Annotated in this window: 16 protein-coding genes; 10 read left to right on the plus strand and 6 right to left on the minus strand. The window is 64.4% G+C overall.

Annotated elements, in window-relative coordinates; all coding sequences use genetic code 11:
* The first annotated feature begins 225 nt into the window (after positions 1 to 225).
* From BRA1417_RS0107850 to BRA1417_RS46120, 5 genes are all read left to right on the plus strand, one after another.
* Positions 226 to 1,443 carry an OpgC domain-containing protein gene (locus tag BRA1417_RS0107850; protein WP_027515368.1) on the plus strand — a complete coding sequence of 406 codons (1,218 nt, stop codon included), beginning with the start codon at positions 226 to 228 and terminating at the stop codon, positions 1,441 to 1,443.
* Between the two features lie 47 nt (positions 1,444 to 1,490).
* Positions 1,491 to 1,979, plus strand: coding sequence for a DUF2059 domain-containing protein (locus BRA1417_RS0107855; RefSeq protein WP_027515369.1), 489 nt, complete (start codon positions 1,491 to 1,493; stop codon positions 1,977 to 1,979).
* 157 nt (positions 1,980 to 2,136) lie between these two features.
* On the plus strand, positions 2,137 to 3,750 hold the full coding sequence (locus tag BRA1417_RS0107860) for an acyl-CoA synthetase (protein WP_027515370.1): 1,614 nt from the start codon (positions 2,137 to 2,139) through the stop codon (positions 3,748 to 3,750).
* A 16-nt stretch (positions 3,751 to 3,766) separates the two neighbouring features.
* Positions 3,767 to 4,642 (plus strand): NAD(P)-dependent alcohol dehydrogenase, encoded by an 876-nt coding sequence (locus BRA1417_RS39585; RefSeq protein WP_371259977.1) that lies wholly within the window; start codon positions 3,767 to 3,769, stop codon positions 4,640 to 4,642.
* Between the two features lie 8 nt (positions 4,643 to 4,650).
* Entirely contained in the window at positions 4,651 to 4,773 is a 123-nt protein-coding gene (locus BRA1417_RS46120; RefSeq protein WP_371259978.1) for a zinc-binding dehydrogenase, read from the plus strand.
* Between the two features lie 144 nt (positions 4,774 to 4,917).
* On the opposite strand, the gene BRA1417_RS0107870 is transcribed toward BRA1417_RS46120, so the two are convergent.
* The gene (locus BRA1417_RS0107870) at positions 4,918 to 6,120 is read right to left on the minus strand and encodes an MFS transporter (RefSeq protein WP_027515371.1); all 1,203 of its coding nucleotides are present in this window, start codon (positions 6,118 to 6,120) and stop codon (positions 4,918 to 4,920) included.
* A gap of 191 nt (positions 6,121 to 6,311) precedes the next feature.
* On the opposite strand from BRA1417_RS0107870, the gene BRA1417_RS0107875 reads away from it, so the two are divergent.
* The 3 genes from BRA1417_RS0107875 (at position 6,312) to BRA1417_RS0107885 (ending at position 9,246) form a co-directional block, all read left to right on the plus strand.
* Positions 6,312 to 7,112: an MBL fold metallo-hydrolase gene (locus tag BRA1417_RS0107875; RefSeq protein ID WP_027515372.1), complete on the plus strand. Its 801-nt coding sequence runs from the start codon at positions 6,312 to 6,314 to the stop codon at positions 7,110 to 7,112.
* A 154-nt stretch (positions 7,113 to 7,266) separates the two neighbouring features.
* Positions 7,267 to 8,283 (plus strand): alpha/beta fold hydrolase, encoded by a 1,017-nt coding sequence (locus tag BRA1417_RS0107880; protein WP_027515373.1) that lies wholly within the window; start codon positions 7,267 to 7,269, stop codon positions 8,281 to 8,283.
* A gap of 15 nt (positions 8,284 to 8,298) precedes the next feature.
* Complete coding sequence (locus BRA1417_RS0107885) at positions 8,299 to 9,246, plus strand: fatty acid desaturase (protein ID WP_027515374.1); 948 nt, start codon at positions 8,299 to 8,301, stop codon at positions 9,244 to 9,246.
* 68 nt (positions 9,247 to 9,314) lie between these two features.
* On the opposite strand, the gene BRA1417_RS0107890 is transcribed toward BRA1417_RS0107885, so the two are convergent.
* Entirely contained in the window at positions 9,315 to 9,548 is a 234-nt protein-coding gene (locus tag BRA1417_RS0107890; RefSeq protein ID WP_027515375.1) for a hypothetical protein, read from the minus strand.
* A 99-nt stretch (positions 9,549 to 9,647) separates the two neighbouring features.
* Positions 9,648 to 10,667, minus strand: coding sequence for a YafY family protein (locus BRA1417_RS0107895; protein WP_027515376.1), 1,020 nt, complete (start codon positions 10,665 to 10,667; stop codon positions 9,648 to 9,650).
* An 83-nt stretch (positions 10,668 to 10,750) separates the two neighbouring features.
* Here BRA1417_RS0107895 and BRA1417_RS0107900 point away from each other — a divergent pair, with 83 nt between their 5' ends.
* Positions 10,751 to 11,395 (plus strand): glutathione S-transferase family protein, encoded by a 645-nt coding sequence (locus tag BRA1417_RS0107900; protein WP_027515377.1) that lies wholly within the window; start codon positions 10,751 to 10,753, stop codon positions 11,393 to 11,395.
* 17 nt (positions 11,396 to 11,412) lie between these two features.
* Positions 11,413 to 11,847: a DUF6157 family protein gene (locus BRA1417_RS0107905; RefSeq protein ID WP_027515378.1), complete on the plus strand. Its 435-nt coding sequence runs from the start codon at positions 11,413 to 11,415 to the stop codon at positions 11,845 to 11,847.
* Here the strand turns inward: BRA1417_RS0107905 and BRA1417_RS0107910 are convergent, their stop codons facing one another.
* From BRA1417_RS0107910 to BRA1417_RS0107920, 3 genes are all read right to left on the minus strand, one after another.
* Positions 11,848 to 12,633 carry an enoyl-CoA hydratase/isomerase family protein gene (locus BRA1417_RS0107910; protein WP_027515379.1) on the minus strand — a complete coding sequence of 262 codons (786 nt, stop codon included), beginning with the start codon at positions 12,631 to 12,633 and terminating at the stop codon, positions 11,848 to 11,850.
* A 29-nt stretch (positions 12,634 to 12,662) separates the two neighbouring features.
* Complete coding sequence (locus BRA1417_RS0107915; RefSeq protein WP_027515380.1) at positions 12,663 to 13,772, minus strand: cyclic nucleotide-gated ion channel; 1,110 nt, start codon at positions 13,770 to 13,772, stop codon at positions 12,663 to 12,665.
* A gap of 111 nt (positions 13,773 to 13,883) precedes the next feature.
* Positions 13,884 to 14,102, minus strand: a complete 219-nt coding sequence (locus BRA1417_RS0107920; RefSeq protein ID WP_007605264.1) for a hypothetical protein — start codon at positions 14,100 to 14,102, stop codon at positions 13,884 to 13,886.
* Positions 14,103 to 14,202 lie beyond the last annotated feature (100 nt).

Genomic DNA, 14,202 nt, shown 5'->3' on the forward strand with positions numbered 1-14,202 from the left:
GCATGGGGTTGTTTTTGCCCTTTTATCTTGAAGAGGCCCCCATGGTGCAGCGCGTAGGACGGCACGCTTGTGCGGCCCCGCTCCGATGACTATGCCCTTGCACGCGCAGCAAGGTCGGCTACCGTCGGCCCTGGCCACACGGCCAGGCGACTTTTGATTTCAATTTTTTAGCATCCGATTTTTCGGCGCCGCGACGGCGCGACGCCCACCGAACGAGGCGGGGCCATGATCACACGGGACCAGTCAGCGCTGCTCGCGCCGGTCGAGCGCGACCTGCGGCTCGATCTCTTCCGCGGCATCGGTCTGTGGATGATCTTCCTCGACCACATTCCGCACGACGTCGTGGCCTGGCTGACCTTGCGCAATTACGGCTTCAGCGACGCCGCCGAATTCTTCGTCTTCATCTCCGGTTATCTGGTCGGCTGGATCTACGGGCCGATCGTCGCCGGCGGCTGGTTTCTCGCCGCGCTGAAGCGGCTGTGGCGGCGCGCGGTCGAGATGTATGTCGCCCACATCATGCTGTTCCTGCTGTTCACGGCGCAGATCGCCCGCACCGCGCGCCGCTTCGACAATCCGATGTACGAGCACGAGTTCAACGTGTTCAATTTCCTGTCGCATCCGGACGAGCTGATCGGGCAGGCGATCCTCTTGAAGTACAAACCGGTCAATCTCGACGTGCTGCCGCTCTACATCACGCTGGTGTTCGCATCGCCTTTCATCGTGTGGTGCCTGGTGCGCCGGCCGAACCTGACGCTCGCCGCGTCCGCGGTGCTGTACTTGCTGGCGCGCTGGTTCGACTGGAACGTCGCCTCCTACCCGCCCGGCACGCACTGGTACTTCAACCCGTTCTGCTGGCAGCTGATGTTCGTGTTCGCGGCCTGGTGCGGCATCGGCCAGATCGACAAGATCGCGACATGGGTGCGGTCGAAGGCGGCGATGGCGCTGGCCGCGGCCTGGCTCGCCTTCGCACTGCTGATCGTGATGACCTGGCACGTCCCTGCGCTCGAAGCCATGATCCCGAAATGGATGATCAAGGCGATCTACCCGATCGACAAGACCGACCTCGACATACTGCGCTTCACGCATTTCCTGGCGCTGGCGATCTGGGTGACGCACCTCATCTCGCGCAAATGGCGGACCCTGCACGGGGCCTGGCTGCGCCCTGTGATCCTCTGCGGTCAGCATTCGCTGCCGATCTTCTGCCTCGGCGTCTTCCTGTCGTTCTCGGCGCACTGGATCCTGACGCAATACACCAAGGGCGTCTGGGAGCAGCTCGCGGTCTCCGTCGCCGGCATCGCCATCATGATCGCAGCCGCCTGGCTGCTCGACCGGGCCGAACGGGTGCCGAACCTGTTCGTGAAGGTGACGGAGGTCGAGGAGGCCGACACCGTCCTGGAAAGCGCGCCTGCGGGCAGGTCTGCCGTGGCGCCCGCGGGTCATTGAGGTTCGCCGGCCTGTATTTTTCGCGGAGAGGTCCAACGGAGAGGTTCATGTCCAGACTTGTGTTGACGATCGCCGCCGCCCTCCTGCTCCTGATCTCGGGTGCATCGGCGCAAGCACCCTCGCCGGAGGCGATGAGCGCGGCGCGCAAGCTCGTGGTCACCTTGAAGATCGCGGATCAGTATCGCGCGCTGTTGCCGCAGCTCCTGCTCAAACTGAGGCCCGTGGTCGCGCAGGACAGGCCGGAGATCGAGCGCGACTATGACGCGGTGACGGCACCCGGCTCAGAGATCTACACCCCGGCCCTTACCTCGATGATCGACCAGGTCGCCGCTCTCTATGCCCAGAGCTTCAGCATCGACGAGCTGCGCCAGATCAAGGCCTTCTATGTCCAGCCGGCCGGGAAGAAGCTTCTGGAGAAGTCGGATGCGCTGGCGCAGGCAAGCGCGCAGATCGGCCAGGACGTCAGCCAGAAGACGGCCGACGAGCTGAAGCTGCGCCTCATCGAAGCGTTGCGCCAGAAGGGGCACAAGCTTTGAGCTCAATTCTTGCGTAACGGCGCCGCGCTCGCTGGCTGATTTGACGCGGCCGGTTGCCCCGACTACGCTTTTGCAAGCCAAGAAGTGCGTGAATGGCGTGGCCTGACCTGTGCTCAGGGCGGCCCTTACGCAAAGAGAAAAATTCAGGGGAACGGAAATGACGTGCGACATCGCAGCGACCATCTCGAAGGCCCGCGAGCATTCCATCGGCGACCTCCTGCGCCGTGCGGCGGGCCGCGATCCGGGCAAGCTCGCGGTGAGCTGCGGCGATGTGAGCTGGACCTTTGCCGAGATGGACGCGATCTGCAATCGGCTCGGCCGCGGCCTGCTTGGCCTCGGCGTGAAGAAGGGTGACCGCGTAGCCGTGCTCTCGCGCAATTCGCACGCCTTTGCGGCGCTCCGGTTCGCATTGGCCCGGATCGGCGCGGTGCTGGTGCCGATCAACTTCATGCTCAATCCGGACGAGATAAACTTCATCCTGAAGAGCTCCGGCGCAAAGCTGCTCGCGGCCGGTCCTGATTTCGTCGAGCCGGCGCGCGCGGCCAGCGCCAGGGATTGCGCGGTCGAGAAGATGATCTGGCTGCCGGGTGAGGATCCCGCCACGGCGCCCGCGGGCCTCACCAGCTTCGACGATCTCCTCAGCCTCGATGGCTCGTACCTCGATGCCTCCGTCGACAGTCGCGATCTCGCGCAGATCGTCTACACCAGCGGCACGGAATCGCTGCCCAAGGGCGCGATGCTGACCCATGAAGCGGTGATGTGGCAGTATGTCAGCTGCATCATCGACGGCGGCATGAGCGTGGACGACAAATTCCTGCACGCGCTTCCGCTCTATCATTGCGCGCAGCTCGACGTGTTCCTAGGGCCGCAAATCTATCTCGGCGCCTCCGGCGTGATCACGGGCAAGCCGGCGGCCGACAACATTCTGTCGTTGATCCAGACGCACAGGATCACGTCGTTCTTCGCGCCGCCGACGATCTGGATCGCGATGCTGCGCTCGCCCAATTTCGACAAGACGGATTTGTCGACCTTGCAGAAGGGTTATTACGGCGCCTCGATCATGCCGGTGGAGGTGCTGCTCGAGCTCCAGCGCCGCCTGCCCGGTGTGAAGTTCTGGAATTTCTACGGCCAGACCGAGATCGCGCCCCTCGCAACCGTGCTGGGTCCTGCGGACCAGCTGCGCAAGGCCGGCTCCGCCGGCAAGCCCGTGCTCAATGTCGAGACCCGCGTGGTCAACACTTCTATGGAGGATGTGAAGGTCGGCGAAGTCGGCGAGATCGTGCACCGCTCGCCGCATCTGCTCTCCGGCTATTACAACGATCCGGTCAAGACGGCGGCGGCGTTCTCCGGCGGCTGGTTTCACTCCGGCGATCTCGCCACCGTCGATGAAGAGGGCCACATCACCGTGGTCGATCGCGTCAAGGACATGATCAAGACCGGTGGTGAAAACGTCGCGAGCCGCGAGGTCGAGGAGATGGTCTACCGCATCCCCGCAGTGTCCGAGGTTGCGGTGGTCGGCCTGCCCGATCCGCGCTGGATCGAGGCGGTGACTGCAATCGTCGTGGTCAAGAGCGGCGAGAAGCTCGACGAGGACACGGTCATCAAGCATTGCGCCGGCCAGATGGCGCATTTCAAGGTGCCCAAGCGCGTCATCTTCGTCGATGCCCTGCCCAAGAACCCGAGCGGCAAGCTGCTCAAGCGCGAGCTGCGCCAGCGCTTCGTCGGCGGCGAAACACTCGACAAGGCGATCCAGAAGAACTTTGGGACCTGACGCGGAGCGCCCGACCATGAAAGTCTGGCAAATCGCGCGGGACTGGTCGATCGAGGGAATGGAGCTCGCCGATCTACCCGAGCCCAAGCCCGGTCCGGGGCAGGTCGCGGTGCGCATGCGGGCGGCATCGCTGAATTATCGCGATCTGCTCACGGTGCAGGGCAAGGGCGGCGTCACGAGATTGCCGCTGATCCCGTTCTCCGATGGCGCCGGCGAGGTGATCGCCGCCGGCGACGGCGTTTCCCGCGTAGCAGTCGGGGACCGCGTCTGCCCGATGTTCTTCCAATCGTGGATCGACGGAGCGGTTTCAGCCGCGAGCCGGCGCTACGCGCTCGGTGGCACGCGTCCGGGCGTGTTGCAGGAAGTCATGTTGCTCGACGCGGAGGGTGTCAGCCGCCTTCCGTCGCATCTCTCTTTCCAGGAAGCGGCGACGCTGCCTTGCGCCGGTCTCACGGCGTGGCGCGCCCTGTTTGAGGAAGCCAAGATGCAGCCCGGCGACACCGTGCTAGTGCAGGGTACCGGCGGTGTGTCGATTTTTGCGCTGCAATTCGCAAAGCTCGCTGGCGCGAGCGTGATCGTGACCTCTTCGAGCGATGAGAAGCTCGAACGCGCTCGTGCGCTCGGCGCCGATCACACCATCAACTATCGCTCAATTCCTGAGTGGGGCAAGGCCGCGGCAGCGTGGACCGGTGGCGGCGTCGACCACGTCGTCGAGGTCGGCGGTAAGGATACGTTCTCGCAGTCACTGGAGGCGGCGCGGATCGGTGGTACCATTCTGGTGATTGGCGTGCTCTCCGGCTTCTCGCAGCAGATCGCGATTCCAAGCCTGTTCTCCAAGAATTTGCAAGTCATCGGCCTCTCTGTCGGCAGCCGCCGTATGTTCGAGGTATGACGGCAGCGATGAGCCGCAATGGCAAGAAGCCGGTGATCGACCGCAGTTTTGCCTTCGATGCCGTGCGCGACGCGTTGCGGTTGATGCAGCAAGGCGGCCATTTCGGCAAGATCGTGGTGGAGTTTGGTTGAGCGGAATTCGGCGAGAGCTGCAGCGCGCAACTCGCCCTACATCGTCATTGCGAGCGCAGCGAAGCAATCCAGAATCTTTCCGCAGAGACAGCCTGGATTGCTTCGTCGGTTCTCTCCTCGCAATGACGGCTGAGAAGGCGCGCCTCAATACTTCTTTACAGCCGCGCCGAACGCGAACCACAGCGCCATGGACGCGAGGCCAAAACCGCCGAGCAGCAGGAAGGTCGGGCCGTAGCCGATCCATTGCGCGATCCAGCCGCCCAGCGCGGGGCTGAGGCTCGCGCCGATGCCCTGCACGGTGATGACGGCACCCTGGCCGAGATTGATGCGGCCGGTGCCATTGAGCGAGCGCGCGACCATGCCTGGGACGGCAACCGTCTGGAGCCCGGTGCCGATGCCGTCGAGCACCTGCATCGGCACGACGCCCCACCATCCCGTGACGAAGAAGGCGAGCACGCCGCGGATGGGCAGGAACATGAAGGAGACGAGGATGATGGGCCAGTAGTTGCGCTTGCTCGCCGCCTTCATTGCGATCAGCGACGTGATGACCATGACGCCTTGCGCGATCACCACGGTGGTCGCGACGAAGCTCGGGCCGTTGGCCTGGCCTTCCGCGACCGCCGCCAGGCCGTAGAGCGGTACGATGGCGGCATTGCCGAGATGAAACAGCGCGAGCGCCAGTGCCAGCACCAGCAGCGCGCGGTGCTTGAGCAGCATCGTGAGCGCGTCCGGCGCGCTGTCCGGATCGTCCTCCTTGCTGCCGCGCGCGGCGCGATCGTCGATCGCCTTGGCCGGGATCATCATCACGCAGGCGATCGCGATGGCGCCGAACACAGCCGCCAGCACGAACACCGAGACATAGCCGAACTTGTAACCGAGATAGCCCGACAGCGCGGCGCCGACCATATTGCCGGCATGGTTGAACGCCTGGTTGCGGCCGTTGAGCGCGTTGAAGCCCTTCTGCTTGGCGATGCCGAGCGTGATGCCGGTGACCGCCGGCACGATCGCGGCGCTCGCCAGCGATTGTGCGACCTGCGAGAATGTCACCGCCCAGAAATTCTGCGAGATCAGGATGATCGCGGACGCGAGCACCACGCAAATACCGGGAATGACGACCCACATGCGCTTGTTGCGGCTGGCGTCGATGAAGCCTCCGATCGGCGTCGTGATCAGCATGCCCGCGACATTGCCGATCGTCATCGCGGTGCCGATCAACCCGCTCGCCCAGCCGCGCTCCTGAAGAAAAACGCCGACGAAAGGGCCGATGCCCGACTGCATGTCGGCCATGAAGAAGTTGAGAGCGAACAGGGGCCAGATACGAGACGAGGAGGGGGACCGCGATGTCATCGATACCAAAACGTGGTCTCAGCCGGGATACGGCGGGTGGGACATGATCCTTTCAGCCAATCGATCTGGCGCGGACGAGAGTTTAACGAGGGCTGATCGGGTTGGTTCCAGGTTTCGCCCGGTCGTTGGGGCTTGCGGTCACGGCCAGCAATTCCTTATTGACGTTGGATCGTCTCTGTCGGGAGTACGGCATGCCTCTCTGGACCTGCGAAACCTGCGGCGCGCAATTTCCGGGCGAAAATCCGCCAACGTCCTGTGAAATTTGCGAGGACGAACGGCAATACGTCGGGTGGAAGGGTCAGACTTTCCTCACGCGCGAGGCGCTCTCGGAACGCCACCGCCTGGTCTGGCGCGACGATCTCGGCCTGACCGGCCTCGCGCTCGAGCCAAGCTTTGCCATCGGACAGCGCGCGCTGTTGGTGCCGCTCGCGGACGGCTGGCTGATGTGGGATTGCGTACCGCTGGCGACGCCGGAGGCGATCGCGCATGTGCGGTCACTCGGCGGATTGAAGGCGATCGCGATCTCGCATCCGCATTACTATGGTGCACTCGCCGACTGGAGCGAGGCGTTCGGCCGGGTGCCGGTCTATCTGCACGCCGATGATCGCCAGTGGGTGACGCGTCCGCATGCGTCGATCGAGCACTGGACCGGCGACAGCCATCGTATCTCCGACGATGTGCTGCTGCTGCGCACCGGCGGTCATTTCGCCGGGGCCACCATGCTGCACCATGCGAGCGGTGCGGAGGGCAGGGGCGCGCTGCTCACCGGCGATATCGCGCAGGTGACGATGGATCGCCGCTTCGTCAGCTTCATGTACTCCTATCCGAACTACACGCCGCTCAATGCCGCTGCGGTGCGACGGATTGCGGCTGCCGTCGAGCCGCTGGCGTTCGATCGCATCTACGGCGCCTGGTGGGACCGCAACATCGCCGCAGGCGCCAAGGCCGCATTCACGGCGTCTGTCGCGCGATACATCGCGGCCATCGCCTGAGCCGGCTCGCGACTGGATTTATCTTGCTGGTCCATAATAAATGGACTATAAGTACAGTTATTAAGCGTGACGCGACGATGCGTCTGCGGGACCGGCATGATCGATGCATCGCCGTTTCCGCGGCGCGCTTGCCGCGTGAGCGGGAGTTCGGTCGATGACGGCAGGGCGGGACTACGAGATTTTCGAGGCCGGCGACGTCGCGCTCCGGTCCGCGATCGTCGTCCCCTCGCTCAAGCTCGCCTACAAGACCTACGGCACGCTCAGTCCGGACAAGGACAATGTGATTCTCTATCCGACCTCGTTCAGCGCGCAGCACACCGACACCGAGTGGCTGATCGGCACCGACGGGGTGCTCGACCCCACGCGCTACTTCATCGTGATCCCGAACCTGTTCGGTAACGGCCTGTCGTCCTCGCCTTCGAATACCGCCGCGCCATTCCCGATCGTGACCTATCACGATGCCATCGCGGTCCAGCACCGGCTGCTCACCGAACGGTTCGGTATCTCGAAGCTTGCCCTGGTCTATGGCTGGTCGATGGGCGGCATGCAGGCCTATCACTGGGCGGCGCAGCATCCCGATATGGTCGAGCGGGCGGCGGTCGTCTGCGGCAGTGCCCGCTGCGCGCCCTATAATCATGTCTTCCTGGAAAGCGTGAAGGCCGCGCTGACCGCCGATCCCGCCTTCCGCGACGGCCGCTTCGTCGAAAAGCCCGTCGCAGGCTATCGCGCCATGGGGCGCGTCTACGCGGGTTGGGCGATGTCGCACGGTTTCTATCGCGACGAGATCTGGCGCGAAGCAGGCTTCACCTCGCTGGACGACTATCTCGTCCGTGCATGGGACGCGGCGTTTGCCCGGCGCGATGCCAACGATCTCTTGGCTCAGATCGGGATGTGGCAGAACGGCGATATCAGTCGCTGCGCCACATTCAACGGCGATTTCAATCGCGCGCTCGGTGCGATCACGGCCCACATGCTGCTGATGCCCGGTGCGACCGACCGCTATTTCGATGTCCGCGACAACGAGGACGAACTCGGCCGGCTGGTCAATGCACGCTCTGCGGTGCTGCATCCGATCCCGTCGCTGCACGGCCATCGCGCCGGCAACCCCGTCAACAATTTGCGCGATCGGGCCTTCATCAAGGCCGAGATCGCAGAGCTCCTCGGCAAGTAGGGCAGGCATCCGATCATGAGCGACGCAACCGTTTCAGAGTCCGGCCATCGGCTGAAGCCGCTGGCGCCGGCGATGCTGCGCGAACTCTCGGTGCGGTCCAACCTCAAGGGCGCCGTGCAGAGCCTCGGTCATTACGGCGTGATCCTGCTGGTCGGCGCGCTGATCTGGACGGTCGCCGCACGCCATGGCGTGCTCTGGGCGCTGCCGCTGATGGCGGTGCAGGGCTATCTCGTCGCCTTCCTGTTCATGGCCGTGCATGAGACCGCGCACAAGACTGCGTTCAAAAGTCGCGGACTCAACCTCGTGGTCGGCTATCTCTCGGGCTTCATCATCGGATTGCCTTACGAATATTATTGCCTGTTCCACTGGGACCATCACCGCTACACCCAGGATCCGGACAAGGACCCCGAACTGATCGTCGGCGTGAAGCCGACATCGGACACGCAGCTCGCGATCGCCTATAGCGGCCTGCTTCAGGTCGCCGGACGCCTGCGGCTGATGCTCGGCCATGCCGTCACCGGCGAGGTCGTCGTGCCCTGGATTCCCGAGAACAGGCGCGCGATCATCGTCACCGAGGCGCGCGCCTATGCCGCGCTTTATGCGCTGCTGCTCGTGTTGTCCTTGTGGTTCTCGTCTGCGCTGCTGCTCTGGGTCTGGATCGTGCCGCTGATCGTCGGGCAGTTCTTCCTGCGGCCCTATCTCTACGCCGAGCACACCGGCTGCGAGCGCACCCGCAGCGCATTCCAGAACACCCGCACCACCTACACCGGCGCAATCGTCAAATGGATTGCGTGGAACATGCCTTACCATGTCGAGCACCACGCTTATCCCACGATCCCATTCCACGCGCTGCCGAAGCTGAACGGGATCGTCGATGGCGAGATCGTCCATCGCGGCCGCGGCTACATCAGGACGACACGCGAGACCTGGGCCTGGTTTCGCCGACATAGACAGACCGGCTAGCCTTAGAAATTTGACGCGCAAAGGCCCCGATCGCGGTGCGATCGGGGCTTTGTCGTGAATGCGGGATATCAGTAGATCCCGTACGCGCAGACGTTCACGACGCGGACGCGCAGGCCGTGGCGGGTCTGGACGACGCGCTCCTGATAGCAATTGTTGACGCCGCTGTTGACGTAGACGCCGCCAAAGGCCCAGCCGGGACCCCAGTGATGGTGGAAGCCGTGGGCCGACGCGGCGGTGGGGGCGAGAGCGGCAACGCCGAGCGAGCCGGCGGCGATCAGACCAAGTGCAAACTTACGAAACATCTTCATTCTCCGGTATGGCGCAGGGGCCGTTGTTGTGTCCCTGCATCTCGGTCGAGCCGAAACGCGGATGCGTTCATGCTGGATGAGGAGAATCGTGTTTCAGGCGTGTTTCGTCGGTCGCGGCGGATTGCGCCGCCGTCCTGTTTTCTGCGCCGCGCGATAGCGCACAGCCATCGCCTCTGTCAGCTCGGCCATCTTCTCGCGCAGATCGGCCGGTTCCAGCACTTCGGCCTCGGGCCCGAGCCGCAACAATTCGGCGGCGGCATGCCATGACGTCTTGCCGGTCGGCACTCTGGCAATGCGCCAGCCGTCCGCATCCGCGGTCTCTTCGAGTTGCGTACGCGCCCTGACGTAAGGCTGGCTCAGTGCATCGAGCAGTTTCACGCCGAAGGGCGACAGCCTAACGATCGCGACATTGGGATGCATCTCGGCCTCGAGACGCAGCGTTGCGTCCCGCCAATAGGCGGCGAGATCGAAACCGGCGGGCCGCTCACAGCGATCGTCAAGCGCCGTGCAGTCGAGCACGCGCGCGACGCGATAGGTCCGTACGCTTCCGTCGACCAGACCTGCGAGATACCAGCTGCCACCTTTCAGCACGAGACCGAGCGGCGCGACGCGGCGCTGCTTCTCGGCGCGCCAGCTCTGGTAGCGAATCTTGATCAGTGTCCCGCGCAAAGTCGCCGCGGCGATGGTGCGCAAATGCCTTGGTTCTTCCGCTTCGCCGAACCAGCCCGGCGCGTCGAGGTGAAAACGCTCCTGCATCCGTCCGGCGTCTTCGCGCAAATTGGCGGGCAGGGCGGCCATCAGCTTGTTCTGTGCGGCGATCATCGCCGCATCCAGCCCGAACGCCGCCGCCGGGCCCGGCAATCCCGCCAGGAACAGCGCTTCCGCCTCGCTTTGCGACAGACCGTTCAGCCGCACGCGATAGCCGTCGAGCAGGCGATAGCCGCCCTCCGCACCGCGGTCGGCATAGACGGGGACGCCGGACGCCGCGAGCGCGTCGACGTCGCGGTAGATCGTGCGCACCGAGACTTCGCAGGCCTCCGCGAGTTCAGGTGCGGTGACCTGCCCCTTGGCCTGGAGAGTGGTGAGGATCGACAGCATCCGGCTCGCGCGCATGATCCCTTAAACCATACCTGACACAGGATGTCAGGTATGGTCCGCTATAACGCCATCGCCAGCCGGCCAAATGGAGACCTGCCATGACCGATCCGAACCGCATCACGCTGTATTATTCGCCGCAAAGCCGCGCCACCGGCACGCGGGTGCTGCTGGAGGAACTGGGGGCGCCCTATGATCTTCATGTCCTCAACATGAAGGCCGGCGAGCAGCGCCAGCCGGCCTACCTCGCCATCAACCCGCTCGGCAAGGTGCCGGCGATCCACCACAGCGGGCAGCTTGTGACCGAGCAGGTCGCGATCACCATCTACCTCGCCGATTTGTTTCCGCAGGCCGGGCTGGCGCCCGCGCTGAACGATCCGCTGCGCGGCCCCTATCTGCGCTGGATCGCCTATTACGGCGCCTCGTTCGAGCCGGCCCTGATCGACAAGTTCATGCAGCGCGAGCCGGCACCGATCACGCAATCGCCTTATGCCGACTATGACACCATGCTCGGCGCGCTCGAGGCGCAGCTGTCGAAGGGACCGTATCTGCTCGGCGAGCGTATGACGGCCGCGGATGTGCTGTGGGGCGTCGCGTTCAGCTGGACCATGATGTTCGGTATTGTGCCGAAAAAGGACGTGTTCGTCCGCTATGCCGAACGCATGACTTCGCGGCCGGCGTTCCAGCGCATCAACGCGGCGGATGCTGAGATGGCGGCGCAGCATGCTGCGGCGCTTCAGGGCTGAGTGATCCAAGGTTGAAGATGACGAAGCCGATGCACACGACCAACTGCTTCAACACCTTCATCCAGGTTGCTGAAGATTGTCCTGCGCGCACAGGCGAAGAGCCGCCGCTGCGCGCGGGAAAGCCGACGGTGGCGTGCCTGCAATACGGGATGATCGCCAAGGCGCCTTACAAATACACGTCCGACGACGTGATCTTCACAACGTCTGCGCCAGGACGCGAACTCGCCGTGAAGGCGACGGAAACGGAGAAGCAGGCGGCCCGTGAAGCGTTCTTCTCCCGAGGGCAGGCGTGCATGAGGGCGTCGAGCCTGGGCAAGCGCTTCGGCTGGGGCGTTCATGCCGATAGCAAGGGCCGGATCGCGCTCTATCCCATCGAGAGCAAACGCTACCAGGCGCTTGCCCGCGATCCCAAGCTTACGCAGGTGAGGGCGATGCGGTCGAAGCGGGCGTGATCAGAATTTTGGCGGCCGCTTCTCCGCGAACGCCTTGATGCCTTCCTTGATCTCGTCGCCGCGCATGCTGTCGCGGTGACGCTGGTCGGCGGCTTGCTGGTCGAGTTCGCCGCGGGCGAATTCGTTGATGGCGCGCTTCATGCCGCGCATTGCCTGCGGCGCGTTGCCGGCGAGGATGTTGGCGAGCCTGTCGACCTCCTCGTCCAGAAACTCGACCGCCACCATATCGGTGAGATAGCCGATCCGCAGCATCTCCGGCGCGCTGATCTTCTGCGCGGTCAGGAACAGCTTCTTCGCATTGTCGACGCCGAGCCGCGTCACATAGCGTTTGATGCCGCTGCTGTAGTAATGCAGGCCGAGCCGGGCCGCGGGCATGAACATCTCCGCGGTGTCGACGCCGATGCGGAAATCGCAAGCGAGCGCGAGGTCGGTCGCGCCGCCATAGACGCCGCCGTTGAGGCGGCAGATCGTGGGCACGCCGAGATCCTCCAGCCGGTTGACGACTACCTCAAAGGCGGAGCCCGCGCTCTGCTGCTCGTTCGCACTGACCGCGCGCTCGGCAACCGAGTTGAGATCATAGCCCGCGGAGAAGGCGCGCCCCGTGCCGGTCAACACCAGCACGCGGATAGCAGGATCAGCCTCGACCCGGTCGAACAGTTTGACCAGCTCGCCGAGATCCTCGGCCTGGAGCCGGTTGAGGTGTTTGGGACGATTGAGGCGGATGGTGGCACGTGCACCAACGAGTTCGAGCACCGGGCCAGTGGCCGCGTCGGTGATATCCGACATTCTTGTCTCCATTATTTGCTTGTCGGCATTTATTTGTTTTCGAGCGTGCGCCGCTTCGCCTCGGCATCGATGGTTTCGGCAAGATCGGGATGCCGCGCCATCAGCACGCGGAAGTCGACAAGGTCGAGCACGAGAAGCCGCGACACCTTGGTGGTCGAGACATTGGCGCCGCGCAAATTGTTGCCGAGCAAGGCCATCTCGCCGAAGAAGGCGCCATCGCCGAGCTGCACCTTCTTGCCGGGCAGGTCGACCTCGACCTCGCCGGCGGCGATGAAATACATGCAGTCGCCCTGTGTACCCTTGCGGATGATCATGGTGCGGGCCGGCAGCTCCATGGTTCGCAGCATGTGGGTGACGTCGGCGATGGCGGCCGGTCCAAGTGCTGCAAAGAACGGCACCTTGCTGACGGATTCCCAAGTCTTGAGGAAATTGTCGCGCCGGGTCTCCGCGGCAAAGCCGGTCGCCAGAATACCGGTCCAGAGGCCGAACACACCGAGGCCGGAGATCATCACCAGCGCCGCCACCATGCGGCCCAGCGGCGTCACCGGCACGACGTCGCCATAACCCGTCGTCGTCAGGGTTGCCACGGCCCACCACAGCGCGGCCGGGACGCTGCCGAAGGTCTGCGGCTGCACGTCCCGCTCCAGGAAATATTCGGCGACCGAGGCCAGGAAGACCACCATCAGGAAGATCACGAGCACGCTGAGCAGCGGCCCCGATTCGAGCACCAGCACGCGGCGGAGCTGCCGCAGGCCGGGAATGCCCGGTACCACCTTCAGCACCCAGAGCACGCTGAGCAGCCACGCCGTCCTGGGCTCGATCCCGAGAATCAGCGCGGCTGGCACCGCCAACGCACCGACCGCGTCGACCAGCCCGGCGGAGGAGGACATGTAGAGTGCGAGGCGCCCCTGTCGCGCCATATGGCGTAGCCGGACCACCCATTCGAACACGAAGTAGACGAGGCAGGTCCAAAGCAGGGCATCGACCCAGCGATGTGCCGCCTCATAGGCCGGGTTGACCGTCAGCAGCACCATGGCGAGCACGCCGACGGCGACGGCCACATAGGCCGCCCTGGTCATGTTGCGGCCGGCCGTGGCGGCCGCGAACTGGGCCAGAGCGGAGATCAGCGGCTTGGACATGCGGGAAGGCGGCTCGGTTGGTCGTTGCGGTCCCCGGCTGGAACCTCGGTGCCAAAGTGCCTGCCCGGGTCGAGGCCGTCAACGACGGGCGCGGCCGCGGACCACGTGCCGCTACTTGAAATGCGGCGGTTCGTCGTAGCCGCGACGGCTGCTGAAGAACAGCAGCACCATCAAGCCGATGCCGACAAGAACGGAAAACCCGGCCCCCAGCGCCAGCGCCACATAGCCTTCCGTCGGAATCGGCTCGCCTTCGACCGCCATCGCGGAATAAGCGAAATAGCCAACCGCGGCCAACATTCCCAGCAGGAAGATGATGAGGAGTGCACGCATGGCGCGGTCTCCGGTTGATCCGAGAACAAACGGTTGTGGACGGGGACGGTTCCCGGACGAGGGTCCCCCGGTCGTTCGCGGACGTGCCGGCAAGGCGTCG

It is taken from the genome of Bradyrhizobium sp. WSM1417 (assembly GCF_000515415.1).
GTDB lineage: Bacteria > Pseudomonadota > Alphaproteobacteria > Rhizobiales > Xanthobacteraceae > Bradyrhizobium.